This is a genomic window from Campylobacter sp. 2457A, from assembly GCF_020135895.1.
GTDB lineage: Bacteria > Campylobacterota > Campylobacteria > Campylobacterales > Campylobacteraceae > Campylobacter_D > Campylobacter_D taeniopygiae.
The window spans coordinates 1-22,074 of the sequence record NZ_JACHTO010000005.1; the positions used below are offsets into that span (position 1 = coordinate 1).

At 30.0% G+C, this 22,074-nt stretch carries 25 protein-coding genes and 1 tRNA gene; 16 read left to right on the plus strand and 10 right to left on the minus strand.

What is annotated here, in order from left to right; translation table 11 throughout:
• The 3 genes from H2280_RS02465 to folE form a co-directional block, all read right to left on the minus strand.
• The coding region (locus H2280_RS02465) for a cache domain-containing protein (RefSeq protein WP_337215572.1) at nucleotides 1-933 on the minus strand (933 nt) is incomplete at its 3' end.
• A gap of 348 nt (nucleotides 934-1,281) precedes the next feature.
• Nucleotides 1,282-2,652 (minus strand): flagellar protein export ATPase FliI, encoded by a 1,371-nt coding sequence (gene fliI, locus H2280_RS02470; protein ID WP_337215573.1) that lies wholly within the window; start codon nucleotides 2,650-2,652, stop codon nucleotides 1,282-1,284.
• Nucleotides 2,652-3,224, minus strand: coding sequence for a GTP cyclohydrolase I FolE (folE, locus tag H2280_RS02475; RefSeq protein WP_137624090.1), 573 nt, complete (start codon nucleotides 3,222-3,224; stop codon nucleotides 2,652-2,654). Before folE ends, fliI begins: the two co-directional genes overlap by 1 nt.
• Nucleotides 3,225-3,350: 126 nt before the next feature.
• Between folE and tig the strand changes: the two genes are divergently transcribed.
• The 10 genes from tig to H2280_RS02525 are packed head-to-tail and all read left to right on the plus strand — an operon-like array spanning nucleotide 3,351 to nucleotide 12,045.
• Nucleotides 3,351-4,676, plus strand: a complete 1,326-nt coding sequence (gene tig / locus H2280_RS02480; protein ID WP_337215574.1) for a trigger factor — start codon at nucleotides 3,351-3,353, stop codon at nucleotides 4,674-4,676.
• Entirely contained in the window at nucleotides 4,676-5,260 is a 585-nt protein-coding gene (gene clpP / locus H2280_RS02485) for an ATP-dependent Clp endopeptidase proteolytic subunit ClpP (RefSeq protein ID WP_337215575.1), read from the plus strand. The genes tig and clpP overlap by 1 nt, the downstream gene beginning before the upstream one ends.
• 19 nt (nucleotides 5,261-5,279) lie before the next feature.
• Nucleotides 5,280-5,807, plus strand: coding sequence for a peptide deformylase (def, locus tag H2280_RS02490; protein ID WP_337195900.1), 528 nt, complete (start codon nucleotides 5,280-5,282; stop codon nucleotides 5,805-5,807).
• Entirely contained in the window at nucleotides 5,804-7,309 is a 1,506-nt protein-coding gene (locus tag H2280_RS02495; RefSeq protein ID WP_337215576.1) for a YifB family Mg chelatase-like AAA ATPase, read from the plus strand. The genes def and H2280_RS02495 overlap by 4 nt, the downstream gene beginning before the upstream one ends.
• A 2-nt stretch (nucleotides 7,310-7,311) precedes the next feature.
• On the plus strand, nucleotides 7,312-8,010 hold the full coding sequence (locus H2280_RS02500) for an NYN domain-containing protein (protein WP_337195898.1): 699 nt from the start codon (nucleotides 7,312-7,314) through the stop codon (nucleotides 8,008-8,010).
• The gene (locus H2280_RS02505; protein ID WP_337215577.1) at nucleotides 7,994-9,352 is read left to right on the plus strand and encodes an NAD(P)H-hydrate dehydratase; all 1,359 of its coding nucleotides are present in this window, start codon (nucleotides 7,994-7,996) and stop codon (nucleotides 9,350-9,352) included. Before H2280_RS02500 ends, H2280_RS02505 begins: the two co-directional genes overlap by 17 nt.
• A complete protein-coding gene (gene purN, locus H2280_RS02510) occupies nucleotides 9,343-9,921 on the plus strand; it encodes a phosphoribosylglycinamide formyltransferase (protein ID WP_337215578.1) in 579 nt (192 codons plus the stop codon). The genes H2280_RS02505 and purN overlap by 10 nt, the downstream gene beginning before the upstream one ends.
• Before the next feature lie 9 nt (nucleotides 9,922-9,930).
• Entirely contained in the window at nucleotides 9,931-10,650 is a 720-nt protein-coding gene (locus H2280_RS02515; RefSeq protein ID WP_137624082.1) for a TerC family protein, read from the plus strand.
• Nucleotides 10,643-10,852 (plus strand): alkylphosphonate utilization protein, encoded by a 210-nt coding sequence (locus H2280_RS02520; RefSeq protein WP_137624081.1) that lies wholly within the window; start codon nucleotides 10,643-10,645, stop codon nucleotides 10,850-10,852. Before H2280_RS02515 ends, H2280_RS02520 begins: the two co-directional genes overlap by 8 nt.
• An 8-nt stretch (nucleotides 10,853-10,860) precedes the next feature.
• Nucleotides 10,861-12,045, plus strand: coding sequence for a metallophosphoesterase family protein (locus H2280_RS02525; protein WP_137624080.1), 1,185 nt, complete (start codon nucleotides 10,861-10,863; stop codon nucleotides 12,043-12,045).
• Between the two features lie 2 nt (nucleotides 12,046-12,047).
• On the opposite strand, the gene H2280_RS02530 is transcribed toward H2280_RS02525, so the two are convergent.
• Both H2280_RS02530 and H2280_RS02535 read right to left on the minus strand, forming a co-directional pair.
• Nucleotides 12,048-13,415, minus strand: a complete 1,368-nt coding sequence (locus tag H2280_RS02530; protein ID WP_137624079.1) for a hemolysin family protein — start codon at nucleotides 13,413-13,415, stop codon at nucleotides 12,048-12,050.
• Between the two features lie 68 nt (nucleotides 13,416-13,483).
• Nucleotides 13,484-14,974, minus strand: a complete 1,491-nt coding sequence (locus H2280_RS02535) for a putative transporter (RefSeq protein ID WP_137624078.1) — start codon at nucleotides 14,972-14,974, stop codon at nucleotides 13,484-13,486.
• Nucleotides 14,975-15,064: 90 nt separating this feature from the next.
• Between H2280_RS02535 and H2280_RS02540 the strand changes: the two genes are divergently transcribed.
• Nucleotides 15,065-16,270 carry a saccharopine dehydrogenase family protein gene (locus tag H2280_RS02540; protein WP_337215579.1) on the plus strand — a complete coding sequence of 402 codons (1,206 nt, stop codon included), beginning with the start codon at nucleotides 15,065-15,067 and terminating at the stop codon, nucleotides 16,268-16,270.
• Nucleotides 16,271-16,281: 11 nt separating this feature from the next.
• Here the strand turns inward: H2280_RS02540 and H2280_RS02545 are convergent, their stop codons facing one another.
• Nucleotides 16,282-16,971: a methyltransferase domain-containing protein gene (locus H2280_RS02545; protein ID WP_337215580.1), complete on the minus strand. Its 690-nt coding sequence runs from the start codon at nucleotides 16,969-16,971 to the stop codon at nucleotides 16,282-16,284.
• Nucleotides 16,972-17,041: 70 nt separating this feature from the next.
• Nucleotides 17,042-17,296, minus strand: coding sequence for a helix-turn-helix domain-containing protein (locus H2280_RS02550; RefSeq protein ID WP_337200961.1), 255 nt, complete (start codon nucleotides 17,294-17,296; stop codon nucleotides 17,042-17,044).
• 236 nt (nucleotides 17,297-17,532) lie between these two features.
• Between H2280_RS02550 and H2280_RS02555 the strand changes: the two genes are divergently transcribed.
• Entirely contained in the window at nucleotides 17,533-17,694 is a 162-nt protein-coding gene (locus tag H2280_RS02555; protein ID WP_337215581.1) for a hypothetical protein, read from the plus strand.
• Between the two features lie 25 nt (nucleotides 17,695-17,719).
• On the opposite strand, the gene sodB is transcribed toward H2280_RS02555, so the two are convergent.
• Together sodB and H2280_RS02565 are read right to left on the minus strand one after the other, a co-directional pair.
• Entirely contained in the window at nucleotides 17,720-18,358 is a 639-nt protein-coding gene (sodB, locus tag H2280_RS02560) for a superoxide dismutase [Fe] (protein WP_337195890.1), read from the minus strand.
• A gap of 121 nt (nucleotides 18,359-18,479) precedes the next feature.
• Nucleotides 18,480-18,554, minus strand: a tRNA-Glu gene (locus tag H2280_RS02565).
• Nucleotides 18,555-18,685: 131 nt separating this feature from the next.
• Here H2280_RS02565 and H2280_RS02570 point away from each other — a divergent pair.
• Nucleotides 18,686-19,252 (plus strand): manganese efflux pump MntP, encoded by a 567-nt coding sequence (locus H2280_RS02570; RefSeq protein ID WP_337195889.1) that lies wholly within the window; start codon nucleotides 18,686-18,688, stop codon nucleotides 19,250-19,252.
• Here the strand turns inward: H2280_RS02570 and miaA are convergent.
• The gene (gene miaA / locus H2280_RS02575) at nucleotides 19,242-20,105 is read right to left on the minus strand and encodes a tRNA (adenosine(37)-N6)-dimethylallyltransferase MiaA (protein ID WP_137624074.1); all 864 of its coding nucleotides are present in this window, start codon (nucleotides 20,103-20,105) and stop codon (nucleotides 19,242-19,244) included. The genes H2280_RS02570 and miaA overlap by 11 nt on opposite strands.
• Nucleotides 20,106-20,174: 69 nt before the next feature.
• Here miaA and mqnP point away from each other — a divergent pair, with 69 nt between their 5' ends.
• From mqnP to H2280_RS02590, 3 genes are read left to right on the plus strand one after another with little or no spacing between them, the layout of a single operon-like run.
• Nucleotides 20,175-21,059: a menaquinone biosynthesis prenyltransferase MqnP gene (mqnP, locus tag H2280_RS02580; protein ID WP_337215582.1), complete on the plus strand. Its 885-nt coding sequence runs from the start codon at nucleotides 20,175-20,177 to the stop codon at nucleotides 21,057-21,059.
• Nucleotides 21,050-21,553 (plus strand): hypothetical protein, encoded by a 504-nt coding sequence (locus H2280_RS02585; protein ID WP_337215583.1) that lies wholly within the window; start codon nucleotides 21,050-21,052, stop codon nucleotides 21,551-21,553. Before mqnP ends, H2280_RS02585 begins: the two co-directional genes overlap by 10 nt.
• Nucleotides 21,546-22,064, plus strand: a complete 519-nt coding sequence (locus tag H2280_RS02590; RefSeq protein WP_137624071.1) for a DUF6115 domain-containing protein — start codon at nucleotides 21,546-21,548, stop codon at nucleotides 22,062-22,064. The genes H2280_RS02585 and H2280_RS02590 overlap by 8 nt, the downstream gene beginning before the upstream one ends.
• Nucleotides 22,065-22,074: the final 10 nt, after the last annotated feature.

The following is a 22,074-nucleotide window of genomic DNA, read 5'->3' on the forward strand; positions in this document are numbered from 1 at the left end:
ATAACGCGATACAATGAAATACATTAAAATTGTGCTTAATGCCACTGTGATTAACACTAAAATAATTTGAATCAGTGCAATTTTATTAATGGATTGATAAATTTTATCTGTAGGTTCGGTTATACAGGCTGTATAGTTTAAAACCGGAGAGCACATACCTAAATTTTCAACTCCACCTGCTTCAATAAGAAAAGGTTGAAATTTTCCATATTGTTTTAAGTTTTCCAACAATAAAGAAGTATTTTGAAAACCACTATTCATTTCAGAGGGATTGGAGGCAACAAATATATTGTTATTTTTATCAATTAAAAAAGCGTTTCCTGGTTTGCTCTCAAAAGTTTTTTGAAGCATTTTTAAACTTACATCAATTGCCAAAACTCCTATAAATTGACCATCTTTATAAAGGGCTTTAGAATAAGTAAATATAGTTTCATTGCTTACAAGATCAACATAGTAAGGTTGAACATAGACTGAATTTGTATTTCTAGCTCCTTGATACCATTCTCTTGTAGTGGCATCGTATCCATTATTTTTGCCATTTATTCTTAAACTTTTGCCATTCTTTTCACTTTCAATATCACTTACAACGTTACTGCCATTTGCTAGACCTATATAAACAGCTAAAAGATTGGATGAGTGCTTATAGGATTTAAACATATCTCCTATATTTGCCATTAAAGCTTCTTGGGAATTAATTTTTTCTAAAGGTAAAGATAAAATATCTTTGCTTAATTTCTGCAATGATGAAAGATTTTTGGCCCTAAAATCTTCCATATCTGTTTTTGCAACTTTAATAGCATTGATTTCAGTATTTTCTATAGTTTTAAACAATGCGTTTTTTGTAAATAAAAAACCCACAACTCCTAAAATAACCAAAGCAATAATTGCTATCACATTTGTTACAAGCGAAAGTTTAAATTTTAAACTTTTCATTACGAATTTTTCTCCTTTTTAAAAAATCAAATTAAGATAAAATAATTCTTGATTCTATCAAAAAAAAAAAAACAAAAATAAAAACCCGTAAAAATTTGCATTTTGTATTAAAAAATGTTACAAAAATACTCATAAAAAATATTTATTAAAATTAAATTTATCGTATTAAATTTATATTAAAATTTAAACTAAATTATTTATTTTTTATGTCACAAAAAAATCTTTGTAGTAATAAATGTGCAAAAAAATAAAAATTTATTATTTAGTTTTTAAAAATTAATTCTTTAGTATCAGTTTTTTCTTAGCTTTCAAGAATAGTTTGAGATAAAAGATTTAAAAAAGATTTTATTATTGAGATTGGTTTGGATTTGGTAAAACAGCATTCATGCTACCTGTATTTGTGGGTTGAGGAGTGGAATCGATTTGTTCTAAAAGTTTTATGGTTTCATCAAATTCAAAACTTTCTTCAGGATTTTGCCCTAAAAATTTTTGCATAAAATCTTTTTTAGTAATAGCTTCATCAAGCTCTCTATCACTTCCTTTTTGGTAAGCACCGATGCGGAGTAAAACCTCATTTTCTTTTAATAAAGAATTAAGTCTTTTAAATTTTCTTGCTAAGAGTTTGTGTTCGGGTGTAATGATATCCCCCATAACCCTTGAAGCTGAATTTTGTATATTAATAGGTGGATAAATTCCAAAATCAGTAAGTTCTCTGCTTAAAACTATGTGTCCGTCTAAAATAGATCTACTTTGATCAGCGATTGGATCACTCATATCATCTCCATCAACAAGCACGGTAAAAAATGCTGTGATAGTTCCTTTTCCTTCTTCTTTTCCAGTTCTTTCCATGAGTTGAGGCAAAAGACTTAAAACGCTAGGTGGGTATCCTTTGGTTGTAGGAGGTTCGCCAAGAGCAAGTCCTATTTCTCTTTGAGCCATAGCAAAACGCGTTACACTATCCATGATAAAAAGAACATCTTTGCCCTGTTCTTTGAAATATTCTGCTACACTCATAGCACAAAATGCACCATATTTACGCATTAAAGCACTATCATCGCTTGTTGCTACAATGATGACTGTATCGTCAAGCTTTCCACCTAAATTTTTTTGTATAAATTCGGGGATTTCACGTCCCCTTTCACCGATTAAGGCTACTACTTTTATAGGTGCTTTTGAATTTTTAACTATCATTCCCATAAGGGTAGATTTTCCTACCCCGCTTCCTGCAAAAATACCTAATTTTTGTCCTACTCCACAAGTTAATAAAGCATCAATGGTTTTAACTCCTACAGGAAAAACTTCTTCAATCAAACCTCTTTTCATCGCATCAATAGGAGCACGCATGATAGGCATGTATTTACTTACTTCAATAGGAGCTTTTCCATCTTTAGGACGCATAAAAGGATCAACCACTCGTCCCAAAAGTTCATCACTCACTCCTATTTGCATCCCAGCATCGCTGATAAAAGCACGATCCCCGATTTTAAAACCTTCTATAAAGCTAAAAGGGCTTAGATAGCTAAATTGTTCTTTGATTTCTACAACCATAGCTAAAGTATTTAAATTTGGATTTTCATTGGAAACAAGCTTAACGATATCTCCAACTCCTGTCTTAAGTCCGCGAATTTCAATACTTGTGGCTGATATTTTTGTAATCTCTCCAAAAACAGCACTTAAATTTTCTTTGCCGAGTTTGGAGCGAAGTTTTTCTAAATTCATTAAAAACGAACCTGTTTAGGGGAATTGATAAGTTCAAAAAATTCTTTGCGTGTTTTTTCATTTTTTAAAAACAACCCTCTAAGGGCCGAAGTGGAAGTAGTAGAATTAACCTTTTGTACCCCACGCATTTCCACACACATATGGCGTGCTTCTATGACAACGCCTACTCCTTTTGCATTAACATTTTCCATGAGTGCATCAGCGATTTGCTCTGTGAGTTGTTCTTGAATTTGCAAACGCCTCGCAAAAACTTCTACAAGACGAGGAATTTTACTCAAGCCCACGACTTTTTGATCGGGAATATAAGCTACATGGACGCGTCCAAAAAATGGCAAAAGATGATGTTCGCAAAGACTATAAAATTCTATATCGCGGACTAAAACCATTTCATTGTTAGAGCTTTGAAATAAGGCGTCATTTAAAACATCTTTAATATTTTCATGATAGCCTTTAGTTAAAAATTGAAAAGCCTTGAAAACGCGATTAGGAGTTTTTAATAATCCTTCTCTATTTGGATTTTCTCCTACGGATTCAAGTATGGTTGTTATACATTTTTCAAACTCTTTTTGCAAAATTATCTCCATAGTAGTTTTTGATTTTTGTCATTTTATCATAAATTGCTTTAAAATTTTATGCAAGTAATAAGGAAAAATTTGCTATTATTAAAGCTAAATTTTATTTTATAAGGAAAAATAATCATGGAAGTAAAAGCAAAGCAATTAGATTCTGTAAATGCGACTGCTAGCGTAAAAATTCCTTCGGGAATGATTAAAAATGAAGTGGAAAATTTGGCAAAAAAAGCTTCTAAAAATATAAAAATGGATGGTTTTAGACCTAGAAAAGTTCCAGTCGCAGCTGTGCTTAAAAGATATGAAAAAGAACTAACTCAAGATGCAGAACAAAATCTTTTTAAATCTGCTGTAGATAATGCTTTGAAAGAATTAAAAAAAGAGGCAAAAGAGCTTGTTGGTGAGCCTTATTTTGAAAAATTTGATCGCCAAAATGGAGAAATAATTGCAGAATTGGCACTTTCTTTCAAACCAGAACTTAAGCTAGATGGTTATGAAAAACTTATTCCAGAGTATCAAACTCCTAAAGTTACAAAAAAAGAAATTGATGAAAAAAAAGAAGAATTATTAAAAAGATTTGCAACTCCTGAAGCTATTAAAACAAAAAGAGCTTTAAAAGAGGGAGATTTTGCTAAATTTGATTTTGAAGGTTTTGTGGATGAAAAACCTTTTGATGGCGGAAAAGCTGAAAATTATATTTTAGAAATAGGTTCTAAGCAATTTATACCAGGTTTTGAAGAAGGCATGGTGGGTATGAAAATAGGAGAAGAAAAAGATATCAATGTTACTTTTCCTAAAGAATATGGAGCTTCTCATTTGGCAGGAAAAGATGCGGTATTTAAAGTAAAACTTCACGAAATTCAAGAACTTAAAATGCCAGAACTTGATGAAGAAATGGTTAAAAAACTTTTACCAAATGAAGAAAAGCCAAGCGTAGAGCTTTTGGAAGAGAAATTAAAAGAGCAAATTAAAAATGAAAAATTATTTAAACTTGTAAATGATGAGCTAAAGGCTAAATTCGCAGACGCTTTGATCGCAGAATATAATTTTGATTTGCCACGCGGTATAGTAGAGCAAGAAACGGATATGCAATTCCGTGCAGCATTTAATACTTTTAGTGAAAAAGAAATTGAAGAGATTAAAGCTGATAAAGAAAAATATCAACAAAAACGTGATTCTTTCAAAGAAGAAGCACAAAAAAGCGTAAAATTAACTTTTATTATTGATGAACTTGCAAAAATTCGTAAAATAGAAGTGAATGATCAAGAGCTTGTTCAAGCGATTTATTTTGAAGCGTATCGCTATGGAATGAATCCAAAAGAACATTTGGATAATTATAAAAAACAAGGAGCTTTACCAGCTGTAAAAATGGCTTTGATTGAAGAAAAACTTTTCAATGATATTTTTATGCCAAAAACAGAAAAATCAAGCAAAAAACAAAAAGAGGATAAATAATGGTTATTCCTTATGTTATTGAAAAATCAAGTCGCGGGGAAAGAAGTTATGATATTTATTCTAGACTTTTAAAGGATAGAATTGTTATGCTTAGTGGCGAGATTCACGATGATCTTGCTGCTTCAATTGTAGCTCAACTTCTTTTTTTAGAGGCTGAAGATCCACAAAAAGATATTTATCTTTATATTAATTCTCCAGGCGGAGTGATCACAAGCGGTTTTAGTATTTATGATACTATGAATTATATTAAGCCAGATGTTTGTACTATTTGCATAGGTCAAGCAGCTTCTATGGGGGCGTTTTTATTAAGTTGTGGAGCAGAAGGCAAACGTTTTGCATTGCCAAATTCAAGGATCATGATCCATCAACCTTTAGGTGGTGCTAGAGGACAAGCAACAGATATAGAAATTCAAGCTAAAGAAATTTTAAGACTTAAGACTATACTTAATGATATTTTGGCTAAAAATACTAAGCAAAAAGTTACTAAAATCGCCAAAGACACAGAAAGAGATTTTTTCATGTCAGCACAAGAAGCTAAAGAGTATGGTTTAATCGATAAGGTTTTAGAAAAAAGTTTTAAATAATTTAAGGTGATGAAATTTTATGATTAGAAAGATTATTACTTATCCTAATCCTAGATTATTTTTAGAATCAGAACCTGTTGTGGAATTTGACTCAAATTTACATGATTTGCTTGATGATATGTATGAAACGATGATCGCAAGTCAAGGAGTGGGTTTGGCCGCTATACAGGTTGATATCCCTTTAAGAGCCTTATTGGTTAATATTGTAGATGAAAATGGGGAGCAAAAAAAAGAAGATTTACTTGAAATTATCAACCCTGAAATTATCCCTTTAAGTGAAGAAACGATCATTTATACTGAAGGTTGTTTGAGTATTCCTGATTTTTTTGAAGAGGTGCGACGCTATAATCATATTTTGTTAAAGTATCAAGATCGTTTTGGAGAGCATAAAGAATTAGAGGCTAAAGATTTTTTAGCTGTAGCTATTCAGCATGAAAATGACCATTTAAATGGACATTTGTTTATAGAAAAAATTTCTTTTTTAAAAAGGCAAAAATTTGATAAGGATTTTAAAAAGAAATTGAAAAATCAAAAAAAAGCTAAATGAAAAAATTAAAATGCATCAGTTATGGTGAAAATTTAGACATTATTGATGTAGAATCAACTTTTACAAGAGGTTTGCCTAATTTAAGCATAGTAGGACTTGCAAATACAGCGATCAAAGAAAGTATTGAGCGTATAAAAGCGACGCTTTTAAGTTGCGATTTTACATTTCCAGCTAAAAAAATTACTATCAATCTAAGTCCATCGGGAATTCCCAAAAGAGGATCGCATTTTGATTTAGCTATCGCTGTGCTTATTTTACTCCAAAATGAAGAATTGGACGATTTTTTTGTAGTGGGAGAATTGGGGCTTGATGGAAGTATAAAAAGCACAAATGAACTCTTTTCCCTTCTTTTGTTTTTATCTGCTAAAATAAATCATGCTAAAGTTGTTGTGCCAAAAAGCATAGCTTTAAAAGCTTCTATGATCCCTAACTTAGAAATTTATGGACTTGAAAATTTAAATGAGGCGATTGAATTTTTCAAAGAAAAAAATTATGAAAAATTTAAATTTTTGCAAAATCACCCTTTATTTAGCAATCCTTTAAAAATCAATGGTGAAATTTTTATCCCTAATGATCGATTTGATCTAGATTTTAAAGATATTAAAGGACAAGAAAAAGCTAAAAAAGCTTGTATGATTGCTGCGCTTGGAATGCATAATATACTTTTTGAAGGAAGTCCAGGAAGTGGCAAAAGTATGTGTGCAAAACGCCTAGTTTATATTATGCCTCCTCAAAGCTTGAGTGAAGTTTTAATGCAAAATGCTTATATGTCTTTAAATTCTAAAGAATGCGAATTTGCTAAAACAAGAGCTTTTCGTCATCCGCATCACACCTCTACTAGAGCCAGTATTTTTGGAGGGGGTGCTAAAAATGCTAAAATTGGAGAGGTGGCACTCGCAAATGGAGGGGTTTTGTTTTTTGATGAATTTCCACATTTTAATAAACAAATCATAGAAAGTTTAAGAGAGCCTTTGGAGGATTATAAAATTCATATTTCAAGGGTGAATTCTAAAACCACCTATGAAACAAAATTTAGCTTTGTTGCAGCACAAAATCCTTGCCCTTGTGCTAATTTATTTTCTAAAAATTTATCTTGTACTTGCACAGATAATGAAATTAAAAAATACAAAAATCATATTTCATCTGCTGTGATGGATCGTATTGATTTGTATGTTGCTATGGATGAAATCAGTAAGGATGATAAAGCAAGTGTGACTTCTAAGGAAATGAGTGAAAAAATTTTGCAAGGTTTTATTTTTGGAAAAAAGCGAGGACAGAAAGAATTTAATGGAAAATTAAAAGATGAGGATTTACAAAATTTTTGCCCCTTAGAAAAAGATGCTAAAGATACTCTTGATTTAGCAATTTCTCGTTATAATCTTTCTTTAAGATCTGTTAATAAGGTTTTAAAAGTTTCAAGAAGTATAGCGGATTTACAAGAGAAAGAAATCATAAATAAAAGTCATATTTTAGAAACTTTAAGTTTTAGGATAAGAGGTTAATGATGGAAAATAAAAGCATAGCTATTTTTATCGATGCTGAAAATATTCCCGCAAAATACGCTAAAAGTATTTTTGATATTGCTTCAGATTATGGAGAAATTATTATCAAGCGAATTTATGGGGATTGGACTCAAAAAAATATCCAAAATTGGAAAGAGCAAATCGCGCAATACTCACTCATTGCTATGCAGCAATTTAATTTTGCAGCTAATAAAAATTCTAGCGATATGTATTTGATTACAGAAATTATGAGTGTATTTTATGAGAAAAATATCGATATTTTTGTCATTGTTTCAAGTGATAGTGATTATACTTCGCTTATACAAAAACTTAGAGAAAATAAAAAACAAGTCATTGGTATGGGGCTTGAAAAATCGATACAATCTTATGTCAATGCTTTTAGTGAATTTTTTTATCTAGATCAAGATGAAAGAAAGAAAAAAACTGTTTTAAGCAATGATTATTTAAAAACCTTGATCAATATCACAGAGCAACTTATCGATGAAAAGGGTCGTGCAGAATATGCTCAAATTCGCACAAATATGAATAGAAAGTATTCTGATTTTAATCCGCAAAATTATGGATTTAAAAATTTTCGTGCTTTGATACAAAAATTTTTATCTAAAATGAAAAAATTTAAAGAAAAAAGAGAAAAAAATATTTATTTTTTAGTGGCTAAAGACGATGAAAGCTATTACTGATAATATCCAATTTTTAGAGAAAAATGCCATAAATAAAGGCTTAAGTGAGATTATTTTAATGGAAAATGCTGGCACAGCCCTAGCAAGACTTATTTCGCAAAAAGCTAAAAAATTAGGAGTTAAAAATTCTGAAATTTTATTTTTATTAGGTGGTGGTAATAACGCAGCGGATGGGCTTGTCGCTATAAGACATCTTAAAAAAGCTAAAGCTTATAAATTAGGTTTTAAAGAAAATGATATTTTTAAACAGCAAGAGCAAATTTTAATTAATTTTGGTTTTAAAATGATGAAAAAAGAGCCTAAAATTCATAAATTTAAAATCATTGTTGATTGTATTTTAGGCACAGGATCTAATAGGGCTTTGGATGAAAAGTATTGTGCATTGTTAGAAAAAATCAATAAAAGCAAAGCTTTAAAAATAGCTTGTGATATACCTACAAATTTAGGCTTTAATTCTTGTTTTAAAGCCGATATTACAGCTTGTATGGGTGCTTTAAAAGAAATTTTGCTTGAAGATTTTGCTAAGGAATTTGTAGGAAAAATAAAGCTTTTAAATTTAGGTATAAAAATGAAAAAATTTGCCCCTAAACCACAAAGTAAGCTTTTAGAAAAGAAAGATTTAAAAACGATCAAAAGAAATGCAAATTCCAATAAAGGCAAATTTGGCCATGTTTATATAGTTGGAAATTCAAGTGCGGGAACTTTAGCAGGACTTGGAGCGTTTAATTTTGGAAGTGGTCTTGTATCTTTGGTTGCTAAAAAAACTTTTTCTCCACTTTTAATGTTAAAGCAAAAAATTTCTAATGAAGCCACGGCTATAGCTTTAGGTATGGGGCTTGAAAATTTGGATTTTTTAAAAGATGAGACTTTGCAAAATATTCCTTTAGTTTTGGATGCAAATTGTTTTTTAAGTGAAGCGATTTTGTGGTATTTAAACAGAGAAGATGTTGTGATTACTCCACATCCAAAGGAATTTGCAAGACTTTGGAAAATGTGTTTTGATGAAGAATTAAGCGTGGAGAATTTGCAGAAAAATCGCTTCTTTTATGCGAAAAAATTTGCCAAAAATTGTAATTGTGTTTTGGTTCTTAAAGGGGCAAATCCTATTGTGATACAAAAAGAGAAAATATTTGTGATTAATCTAGGCAATGAGGCTTTGGCAAAAGGTGGAAGTGGAGATGTTTTAAGCGGAATGATAGCCGCACTTTTGGGAGCTAAATTTAAAGCTTTAAAAGCAGCCAAAAATGCTTGTTTGGCACATGCTTTGGTTGCTAAAAAATATAAATTTAATAAAAATAGCTTTGATGCTATAAAACTTGTAAAAGGATTAAAATGCTTATAAAATTAGCAATTCTTTTTAGTGGGAATGGGAGTAATTTGGAAAATATTTTAGAAAAACTCCACCAAAAAACTATAAGAGGCAATACTTATGAAGTGGCACTTTGTCTTTGTAATAAAAAAAATGCTTTTGGCATACAAAGAGCTAAAAAATACGGACTTGAAAGTGTGATTGTGGAGCATGAAAATTTTTCTTCTAGGGAAGAATTTGATCAAGTTTTAGTAGAAAAAATTCAGCAAAGTGGCGCGGATTTAACCATATTGGCTGGATTTATGAGAGTTTTAAGTCCAGTTTTTACAAAAAATATTAAAGCGATCAATCTTCATCCTTCTTTACTTCCACTTTTTAAAGGAGCTCATGCGATAGAAGAGAGTTTTAAAAGCGATATGAAGGTGGCTGGAGTGAGTGTGCATTGGGTCAATGAAGAACTTGATGGCGGGAAAATCATTGCTCAAAAAGCTTTTGAAAAAGAAGAAATGAATTTTGATGAATTTGAAGAAAAGATTCACAATCTAGAATATGAGATTTTACCTAATAGTGTAGTAAAAATATTTGAAAAGCAATGCAATTAAGGAAAAATAATGTTTGAATGGGTTTTTAGCTTTGATTCTTGGATCGTTTTGATCACTTTAACCGCACTTGAAATTGTGCTTGGGATTGATAATATTATTTTTTTAGCTATTTTAGTGGCTAAGTTACCTCCAAAATCTCGAGATAAAGGGCGTATTTTAGGTCTTGCTTTTGCGATGATCACACGAATTTTACTTCTTTTATCACTTTTTTGGGTTATGAAGCTCACAAAGCCTTTGTTTGATATCTTGGGTAATGAAATTTCAGGTAGGGATTTGGTGCTTTTGCTTGGAGGACTTTTTTTGATTATAAAATCCATGAAAGAAATTAAGGATCAAATTTTACACAAAGAAGAAAATGAAAGTCAATTTAAGGCGAGTAATAAACTTTGGGTAGTTGTAGCTGAAATAGCGATCATAGATATAGTCTTTTCTTTAGATAGCGTGATTACTGCTGTGGGAATTGCTAAAGACGTTACAATTATGATTATAGCAGTAATTCTTGCCGTAGCAGTGATGCTTTTTGCTTCTAAGCCGATTGCTAGTTTTGTTGAAAAATATGCTTGTATAAAAATTTTAGCACTGACTTTTTTAGTGTTAATTGGTGGCGTTTTGGTGGCCGAAGGTTTTGATTTGCATATAGATAAAGCTTATGTTTATGTAGCTATGGTTTTTGCTTTAATCGTTCAAATGTTAAATATTTTAGATCAAAGAAAGGAAAAAGATGCCTAAAGATGTTAATGGAGTCGAGTTAAATTCAGGAGATAATGTAAGCGTGATCAAGGATCTTAAAGTAAAAGGAGCTAGTGCTACTTTAAAAAGAGGGACAACCATAAAAAATATTAAATTAAGTTCAAAAGATAATGAAATTGAAGCTAGAGTGGATAAATTTGGCACTATTGTTCTTAAAACAGAATTTTTAAAGAAAATTTAGGTAAAAAGTTGCGAATTTTACTCATATTGCGAGGAAATTATTACGCAGGACAAGAAGAATTTATTGCTCAAAATCAATTACAAGATTATACGCTTGATTTAAATTTTTTTCGTTTGCTTTCTGGAAGTGTGAAAGAAGTTGCAAGTGAATATAGAAATTTAAACACTAAAAACGATACTCAGCTTTATAAAATTTTATTTACCCTTTTAGAATTGCGTATGCAAAAGGGTGAATTTTGCATTATTAATGCTTATGATCAAGTTTTGAAAAATTATAAAGAATTAGCGAATAAATATCGCTATACAGTTTATATTGTAGAATTTAAAAGCTCTTTAGAGCAATGTTTTACAAAAAATATACAAAAAGCCAAAGAAAAAGGTTTTTTAATCCCTTACGCCCTTTTAGAAAGAATGCATTTTTTACTGGAAAAAACTCCTAAAAAATATCCGATTTTAACTCCTCAAAATTGGAGAGAATGTCTTTATAAAATCCCTGATTTAAGTGCTTATAAAAAGATTCACCATATAGGAGATATACAAGGGTGCTATAGTGTTTTAAGAGAATATATTAAAAAAATCAAAGAAGATGAGTATTATATTTTTTTAGGAGATTATATTAATAGAGGCATAGAAAATGGTAAGGTTTTGAAATTTTTATTAAAAATTTGCGAAAAAGAAAATGTGTGCTTGTTGGAAGGAAATCATGAAAAATATCTTATAAATTGGGCAAATGGAGAATTTGCTAATTCTAAGGAATTTAATGAAAATACATTAAAAGATTTTAAAAAAGAAAAACTCACCCCAAATGACGCGCAAAAATTTTATCCTTATTTAAAAGAGTGTTTGTATTATAAATTTGAAGATAAATTGATTTTTTGTTCTCATGGAGGTGTAAATGTCTTGCCTTCTGAACCTTGGCAGATTAGCTTTATGCCAAGTTATGATTTTATCTATGGGGTTGGGCATTGTGAAAATAGCCAAAGCATTGCTAATCAGTTTTGCAATTTAAACAAAGAAAATATTTATCAAATTTTTGGGCATAGAAATAGAGAAAAGCTACCAACTCAAATTGCAAAGCGTGTTTTTTTATGTGAAGGGAAAATCGATGCTGGGGGTTATTTACGTGTAGTGACTTTAAATAAAGAAGGTTTTAAGTGTATAGAAATAAAAAATAATATTTATAGAAAGAAGTAAGATTAGCTTACTTCTTCTTCATTGCCGGTTTTTTTTACAACCTTAACTCGCTCTATGGAATTTCCATCCATTTTTTTAACTTCATAATAACAAAGCTCATCTTCTATGCGATCGCCAACCACTGGCAAACGACCCAATAGATTAAAAACATAGCCTCCTATAGTAACTTGTTCAAGATCTTCATTATAGCTGATTAAAAGCATTTCTTCGACGGTTTCTATATCGCAACGTCCTTGAAATTCATAAATATTATCAGCAAGTTTTTTATAACTATCTTCTTCATTTTCATTTTTAATCTCGCCGATAATTTCTTCCATGATATCTTCCATGGTTAAAATTCCAGCAGTACCGCCATACTCATCAATAACAAGTGCAGTATGAGATCTTTCTTTATTCATTCTTACTAAAACTTTTGAAATGCTGATATTTTCAGGAACTAAAATAAGAGGTTTAACAAAAGAATCTAAATTTTTACTTTTAGAATTGAGTTCATTTTGGACGATATCGCGTATATGAATCATACCCAAAATGCTATCTTTAGAACCGTCTATATAAGGAAAACGTGTGTGTTTGTGCTCACAAATAATTTGCATATTTTCCTCATAAGTTTTTTGTTTATTTAAGCAAATCATATCCTTACGCGGTGTCATAACCTCTTTTGCAACTGTATCTGAAAAATCAACTGCATTACGGATAATTTCAGTTTCAAATTCATCTAAAACTCCGCCTTTTTGACTTTCACTTGCAATGATTTTAATCTCTTCTTCGCTGTGGGTTAATTCACTTTCTTTAGCGGGTTTGATTCCAAAAATTTTTAAATTTATTGCTGCTAGAAAATCAAAAATTTTAATAAAAGGCAAAAAGAGTATCCAAAACCAATTTAAAGGTCTAGCTATCCAAAGTACAGCTTTATCAGCTATAGCTATAGCTATTGATTTTGGCACAAGTTCTCCTAAAACCACATGTAAAAGAGTGATAATGCTAAAGGCGATAATAAAAGAAATAGTATGAATAAGAACAGCATTAAAACCTAATTTTAATAAAGCAGATTCAAGCATTTTTGCAACGGCTGGTTCACCGATCCAACCTAAAGCAAGAGAGCTTAAAGTTATACCTAATTGACAAGCACTCAAGTAAGTATCAAGTCTAGAAGTAACTTCCAATGCCTTTTTAGCACCTGATTTTTTTTCTTTAACCATTTCTTCGATTTTTGTTCGTCTTACTTTAACAATACTAAATTCAGATAAAACAAAAAATCCATTTAAAAGCACCAAAAGCAGTGCAACAAAAACCATAAATATAGAATATCCTATATCAAAAGATGATGAAGGTAAAGTTTGATTTAGATCAAAAACCTGACTGGGGTCCAATGAAACTCCTTATAATTAAAATAAAATACTTAATTATACAATTAAAAGTAAATTTTTTGCTTAATTTTTTACTTCAAAGATTTTTTATAATCTATATTGATTTCAAATTCTTTTAAACGCTTATAAATACTTCTAAGTTGGGTAATAGTTGTCCAATTTGTGATAAAAACGCTAAAAGAACTTCTGACTTGATCAAATGCATTATTGATTTGCATTACAATTCCAAGCGTAATAATACCTCCAAAAAGACTTGGAGCCATGATTAAAAACGGAATAATAACAATAATTTGCTCAAATAAAATAAGCCAAATATTAAAATAACCATAATGCAAGAAAAGTCTTTTGTAGCTAAATTTAAGTCCAGTAAAAAGTTCTATTATGGTTTCATTTTTCGCAAATTTTTCTCGGTTATCTTCGGCATAGACTAATTCCTTCCTAAAGGCCGCTTCTACTTTTTGATTGTTATATTCAAGTCCTGGAAGTTTAATCCCTACAAACCAAGAAGCTATCAAACCACCCAAAGAAATAAAAAGGGCAACATAAACAAGTAATCCATCTGTATTTTTTAAAAAATAAAAGCTTGAATTTTCATCCAAATTTAAAAACAATGCCTTAGTAGCTAAATCACTTAAATTCCACAAAATAGGAATAAAAGCTATAAGAGTCATTAAAGCTTTTACAAACGAAAGTCCAAGACTTTCTACAATTTTAGAAAAATTATAAACATCTTCTTGAATTCTTTGAGAACTTCCTTCGATATTGTCATTTTTATTTTTCCAAAATTTTAAATAAGAAAAAGTCATGGCTTCTCGCCATTTAAAAGCATAAACGCTTGCAAAATAAATATTAATTGTTGCAATGAGAACATAAGGGATGGCAATGCCTAAAAAAACAAAAATGAGTGAATAAAAATCTTGCAAATCATAAAAAGGTTTTTCAAGTATCGCGGGTGTTTGAAGAAAATATTTTAATAAATTTTGATAATAATAAATTGCAAATTTATTAATAAAATTAGCATTTTCAAAAGAATTTTTAGCTTGTTCTTTCGCCTTTATAATGCTTTGCACTACTGAATTAATTTGATCTAGAGATAAATTTTTATCTTTAATTTTTTGAGAAATTTGCGTTAAGTTTTGTTCTTTATAATCTTTTTGTTCTTCTAAAATTTGGATAATTTGCCTAAAAATATCTTTGTCAATATAGGATGAATTTTGCGTGGTTTCTATATTTAGTCTTTGTTTGTTTTCATTTTGGATTTCTTGAATTTTTTTAGCTTTGGCTTTTTCATACACAAAACTTTGATTATAGTCTTTAGAGTCAATGTTAAGTTCTCTAAGTAAAGAAGGCGTGATTTTAAAATCTTGCTTGAATTTTGCTTCGTCAAAATTTAAAACAATGGCATTAATTTTTGGTTTTTGGATGGTGTTATAAAAGTCATTATACCAAGAATTAAGTGCCACATTAAAACTTGTTTGCAAATATAAAAAAAGCAAAAGCAAAAAAAGCCCTAAATAAGCCCACAAAGCCCACTTTTTAGAAGCAAAAAAAGAATGAAACATCAATCTCCTTATTTATTTATATTTTGATATTCTACTTTAGCAAGGTAAAAAATGATATAATATAACTTTAGTTTATTAAAGGAATGAAGAATGAAAAATCTTTTAATCATAGGCGCAGGAGGTGTTAGTCGCGTAGCTACTGTAAAATGCGCAATGAATTCTGATACTTTTTCTAAAATCACTTTAGCCAGTAGAACTAAAAGCAAATGTGATGAAATTGCCGCTTTTATTAAAGAGCGTTTGGGGGTGCAAATTCAAACCGCACAAATTGATGCTGATGATAGTGATGCGGTTGTAGAGCTTATCAAAAAAACAGGGGCGCAAATTTTGCTTAATGTTGCTTTACCTTATCAAGATTTAAGCTTAATGGATGCTTGTATAAAGGCAGGAATTCATTATATAGACACAGCAAATTATGAACACCCTGATTTAGCTAAATTTGAATACAAAGAACAATGGGCCAGAAATGAAAAATTCAAAGAAGCTGGAATTTTAGGACTTTTAGGAAGTGGATTTGATCCAGGGGTGACTAATGTTTTTTGCGCTTATGCTCAACAAAATTTATTTGATGAAATTCATTATATTGATATTTTAGATTGCAATGCGGGTGATCATGGTTATGCTTTTGCAACTAATTTTAATCCAGAAATTAACTTACGCGAAGTTTCAGCTAAAGGACGTTACTGGGAAAATGGGCAATGGATAGAAACAGAACCGATGCAAATAAAAATGGAATGGGATTATCCAGAAGTTGGAGTCAAAGATAGCTATTTGCTTTATCATGAAGAGCTTGAAAGTTTAGTTAAAAATATCAAAGGACTTAAAAGAATTCGATTCTTCATGACTTTTGGTCAAAGTTATCTTACCCACATGAAATGCCTTGAAAATGTTGGAATGCTTGGAATTAAACCTGTAATGCATCAAGGAAGAGAAATTATTCCGATTGAATTTTTAAAGACTTTATTGCCAGATCCTGCAAGTTTAGGTCCTAGAACTAAAGGTTATACTAATATAGGTTGTGTGATACGCGGGATTAAAGATGGTAAGGATAAGCAAATTTATATTTATAATGTTTGCAATCATGAAGAATGCTACAAAGAAACTGGAGCGCAAGCGGTAAGTTATACTACAGGAGTCCCTGCGATGATAGGCACTAAGCTAATTGCTAAAGGAATTTGGCAAGGTCAAGGCGTGTTTAATATGGAGGAATTTGACGCTAAACCTTTCATGGATGAACTTAATTCTAGTGGGCTTCCTTGGAAAATCATCGAAATGACGCCAAATTTAGGGGAGTAAGTGTAAAACACTTACTTTTGCCCTATGTAGATAAAATGTTGCACACTACCTTCAAAATTATAAAGATTAATAAGCTCGTAATCACCCCAAAATAAGGGCTTGAAAGGTTTAAAATCTTCTTTTAGTTCTTCAATATCTTTGGTAAAGCGAATAAAAGAAGAACCACTTAATCTACCGCTTGGACATCCTTTGACTTCGCGTAAGCCATTTTCCATAACCTCTCCTCTTTCACACATGCTGTAACCTTTATCACTCATCATAGTTGCGAAGATAATAGCACCTTCATTGCAAATATCATATAATTCTTGAACGGTTTGTTTAAAACTTTCAAAAGGAAGATAATAAAGACTTTGATTGGCTAAAATCAAATCCATTTTTACATTAAAAAGATTTTTTATACTTGAATTTGGAGCAATAACATGAAAATTGTTAGAATCTAATTTAGGATCTCTTTCCCAAATTTCTTTTAAGCTAGGAACTATATCTAAGCCATAAGCTTTATACCCCCCCCCAGTGATATCTTGAAGATATTTAGAATGCACACCATTACCACAACCAAAATCTAGCAAATTTCCGCTTGTTTTATTGAGTTTATATTTTAAAATTCTTTCATAAAACCTTATAACATGACCATCAGGATATTGTAATCCATAGCCTTCTTTTTCGTATTTTTGAGTGTAAGCAGATAAAGAATTATCCATAAATTTCTCCTTTGTGTTTAGATATAAAGTATAATATTATATAAAAAATTAAAAAATAAAAATTTAATATTTAGATTTCAATATTTTGAAAAAAATCAGAAATTTCAACTTGTAATACTTTTGATATTTTGTATAAATGTTCTAAATTAAAATGGATATTATTATATCCAGATTCAGCTCCACCCACCAAAGAACAAGATTTATAACCTATTTCTAAGCTAAGTTCTAATTGAGACAAACCTTTTTCTTTTCTAATTCTCGCAACATTCTTAGCTACATTTCTATGAAATTGTTCGATTTCATCTTGAGTAAAATTATAAAACAACTTTTTACCTTTAATCTATTATTATAGATTAAATTAGAAAGGAAGTTTTTATGAAAAAACTAGTAATGTTAGTTTTTAGTATTATTTATTTTAGGTTGTGGAAGTGGAGAATCTCCTATTCAAATTGAAACTTTTGAACAATATAATCCATTATTTCATTCAAAATCAAAATTTTTAAAAATTACTTCTTTGGTGGATTCTGTGAAAATTACCGATATAGTCCCTAATCGTGGAAAATGCAAAGTTGGGGGGGGGGCATTTTAGATCAAGGCAAAGTTAAAATTAATAAAGTATTGAAATACGGACAAGTCTGGGACTATATCCCTATAACTGGATGTGGTAAATTGTTAGAAGTTCAAGTAAAAACGGATAAAGGAGAATGGAATTTTAAATTTTAACTATTCCGCATAAAGCGGAATAGAATCATTTTACTGGATGAAGTTCGTTAGCATAGAAGCTGATTGAATTTATACCTTCTTTTAAAGCCCACTCATAAGCTTTTGATACAAAATCCCAATTGATATGAGCATAGAATTTTTCCAAATAAGCAGGACGAGCATTACGATGATCTACATAATAAGCATGTTCCCAAACATCAACTACAAGTAAAGGAATTTTATCTTCAGTGATAGGAGTAGCAGCATTTGAAGTTGCGATTAATTCTAATTTTTGATTTTTGCTGTTATAAACAAGCCAAAACCATCCAGATCCAAAAAGACCTGTAGCTCCTTTAATAAATTCAGCTTTAAAATTCTCTAAAGAACCGAATTCTTTTTCTAAAGCTGCCTTTAAATCCCCTTTTATTTCACAGGCATTTGGAGTGATACAATCAAAATAAAAATCATGATTATAAACTTGAGCTGCATTGTTAAAAATTCCACCATTTGATGATTTGATAATGCTTACAAGATCTTTATTTGCAAATTCCGTATCTTTAATAAGATTATTTAAATTAGTTACATAAGTATTATGATGTTTTCCATAATGATAATTAAATGTTTCAGCACTTAAAAAATCGCCAAAAGCATTGATATCATAAGGTAGTTTTCTTAATTCAAACATATTTTCTCCTTTTTTATTTTTGGTAAAATATTGTAACATAAAAAGTTATAAAAAAGTAATTTAAAATAAGCTTTATGAAAAATATTTTTTTGGATTTTTAATTTTTTGGTAGATTTATGAGTGGTGACCCATACGAGACTCGAACTCGTGTTACCGCCGTGAAAGGGCGATGTCCTAACCGCTAGACGAATGGGCCTTTTATACATTTTTGAAAATTAATAAAGCGAAATTATATATTTTTAATTCTTAAATATCCATTAAAATTATTTTATCTATGAAAAAATTAATATTTTTTGATTATAATTTCATTTTATTTTTGGAGTTTTTATGGATTATTTAAGTCTTATTTTTCTTTCTTGTGCTTTAGCAATGGATGCCTTTGCAGTTTCTTTGTGCAAGGGTTTTAGTGTTAAGAGATTAAATTTGAAACATTATTGTATTGTAGGTGCTTATTTTGGTGGTTTTCAAGCCTTAATGCCTGTTTTTGGATATATTATTGGCTTAAGTTTTGCGTCTTTTGTGGCAAGTATTGATCATTGGATAGCATTTATTTTACTCGGTTTTATTGGGGTAAAAATGATCAAAGAAGCACTTGAAAATGAAGAATGTGATATTCATGCTAATCAGTTTGATTTTAAGATTATGTTTTCTTTGGCTATTGCGACTAGCATTGATGCTTTAGCGGTTGGAGTTAGTTTTGCATTTTTAGAAACTCCTTTGTTTATAGCAGTTTTATTTATCGGTTTTATCACTTTTGTATTTTGCGTTTTAGCTTTGAAAATAGGTAATAAATTTGGAGTTTTCTTAAAAAATAAAGCCGAATTTTTAGGAGGGGCTGTTTTGATTATTTTGGGTGTAAAAATTTTAATCGAGCATTTGTTTTTTAATGCGTGAATTTTTGTTTTAAAATTTCAAAAGCTTCATTAAAATTTAAAGCTATGCTTTGAAATTTTCTATTAAATGTTCTTTGTCGTTTGGCAAGTTGTGCGGTGTGCGTTGTGATTAAATTTTCAAGTTCATCAAAAGAAATTTTTCCATCTAAATATTCTTTACATTCTTTTAAACCTATGCAATTTAAAGCTTTAGTGTCGCGATGAAATTGAGAAAAAAGCTTTTTAGCTTCTTCTAAAAGACCTTCTTCAAGCATTTTTTTAGTTCTCATTTTTATGCGATCTCTTAGCAAATTACGCTCCCAAACGATTTCATAAATTTCTATATTTTTCAAAACTCCTTCTTTTTGCGTTTGCTTTAAAAAAATACTAGGAATTTCTTTTGTGATCTCATAAATACTCAACCATTTTTTCAAACGATAAGTGTCATTTTTTTCCACTTTAAAACTAGGATCGATTTTACACATTAAAGAGTAAATTTCATCATTGCTTAGATCAGTTTTTATTTCTTCTATTTTTTGGCTTAAGCCATCCATCATGGTTTTTAAATAAAATCCAGTTCCACCTGTTATAATTAAAGGTAAATTTCTTAATTTGGCAAATTCTTTAGCCTTTTGATATTCTTTGATAAATAACTCCACATTAAAATGCTCATCAACACTGATTAAATCTATGCCAAAATAATGAAAATTTTCAAGTTCTTCTTTAGAAGGTTTAGCACTTGCGATATTGATTTCTTTATACACACAAAGACTATCAAGGCTTAAAATAACTGCATTAAAATTTTTGGCTAATAAATTAGCCAGATGAGTTTTTCCACTCGCAGTTGTTCCGATAATAGCTATTTCAAAAAACATAAAATGAATTTATCCTAAAATTTATTAAAATTTGAGTAAAATCATAGCAAAAATTTTTAAAGCGGAAAAATGAATTTATTTTGGACAAAATTTAAAGATATTTTAGAACTTATTGTATTTAAGCATTCTATTTTTGCCTTGCCTTTTTTGTTTTCATCGATGATTGTGGGCTCAAAGCTTGCAAATGGTACAGCTTGGTTTGGTTTTAAGGCTTTGATTTTGGGTATTATGTGTGCTGTGAGTGCTAGAAATTTTGCGATGGCAAGTAATCGTTTAATGGATGAAGATATAGATAAAGATAATCCACGTTGTGCTAATCGTCCCAATATAAGCGGAAAAATTGGTAAAAAAAGTATTTGGATATTTATTATTTTAAACGCTTTGATTTTTGTGCTTTGTTCTTATTTTATTAATCCTTTGGCTTTTTATCTTTCTTTTCCGGTACTTTTTGTTTTGGCAATTTATTCTGCTTTTAAGCGTTTTAGCTCTTTAGTACATTTGGTTTTAGGCTTTTGTTTGGGTTTAGCTCCTATAGCTGGAAGTGTTATCGTGATGGGTGAAATTCATATTTATAGTGTTGTTTTATGTTTAGGGGTTACTTTTTGGACTGCCGGATTTGATTTGCTTTATTCTTTGCAAGATATGGATTATGATAAAAAAACGGGACTTTTTTCAATCCCTGCTCAATTTGGTGCTAAAGCAACTTTACTGATTTCTGCCTTTTTTCATGTTTTAGCTGTATTATTTTGGTTGCTTTTTGTTTGGCAAGTTTGGGGCGTAGCTTTGGGATATATTTCATTATTTGGCGTATGTGTTTGTGGCGTGATTTTGCTTTTTGAGCATAAAATTGTTCATAATAATTTTGATCGTATTGATAGAGCATTTTTTACTTTAAATGGCTATTTGAGTATGATATTTTTTATTTTTATTTTGGTTGATTTATTATGGAATTAAAATTATTTAAAGCTGGATTTGAAGCTGATTTGGAAAGTTGCAAGATAGAAGATAATCATTTTTTACAAGAATATCTTAAGCTCGGAGCCATTTCACAGCTTTCAAAATGGAAAAAAATGGCCACTCGTATTGATTTTAGCGATGGAGAAAAGATAATTTTTGATTTAATTTTAAGTTTAAAAGAAGATATTTTAAGGGTAGAAAGCGCTATAAATAAAGATGAAGAACTTATGCCTTTAAAACAAAAATCCATCGTAGAATCTTTAAATTTTGAACATCTTAATTTTTTAGAAAATATTTTAGAAATTGATCAAGAATACTACATAAGGTTTAGTCTTAATAATCAAAAAATGGCGCTTTTTGCAAAAGCTAAAAGTCAAACCTTAGCACAAATCATTAAGATTAAGCCAGAAGATAAAACAGCATTTGATGCCTTTGTTGTTGAGGTACAAAGAGATATGATTAGAAATAAAAAGGAGCTAGAACATGAGTAATGATGTGATTTATTTGGTTTTTGTATTTGTGCTTTTAGTTGCAATGTTAGCTTATATTAATATCAAAGAAAGAGAAAACAATACAAAACTTACAAAGCTTCAAGGAGTGATTGAGGATATAACTAAAGAAATGCATTATTTTCGCAAAGAACTTGGGATAAAAGAAGAAGATGAAAATGATGAAGAAGACTATAAAATCACACTTTTGAAAGAAGAAATGCAAATTGAACTTGAAAAACAAATCAGTGCTAAAATTACTCCTGTTTTAAGAACTCTTAAAACGATGGAACATATCATAGAGGATTTTCAAAATGAACAGCAAAATCGTCTTTTAAATTTAGAGCAAAAAGCACAAAGTATGACTAAGCTTACTCCAAATTATGATACAGAAGAACAAAAAATTATTGATCTGTTTAAAGAAGGAAAAACCATAGAGCAAATCGCCAAAGACTTAAGAATAGGAATTGGAAATGTTGAGCTTGTTTTAAAATTTAAACAGCTTATAAAATAACATTAGGGGT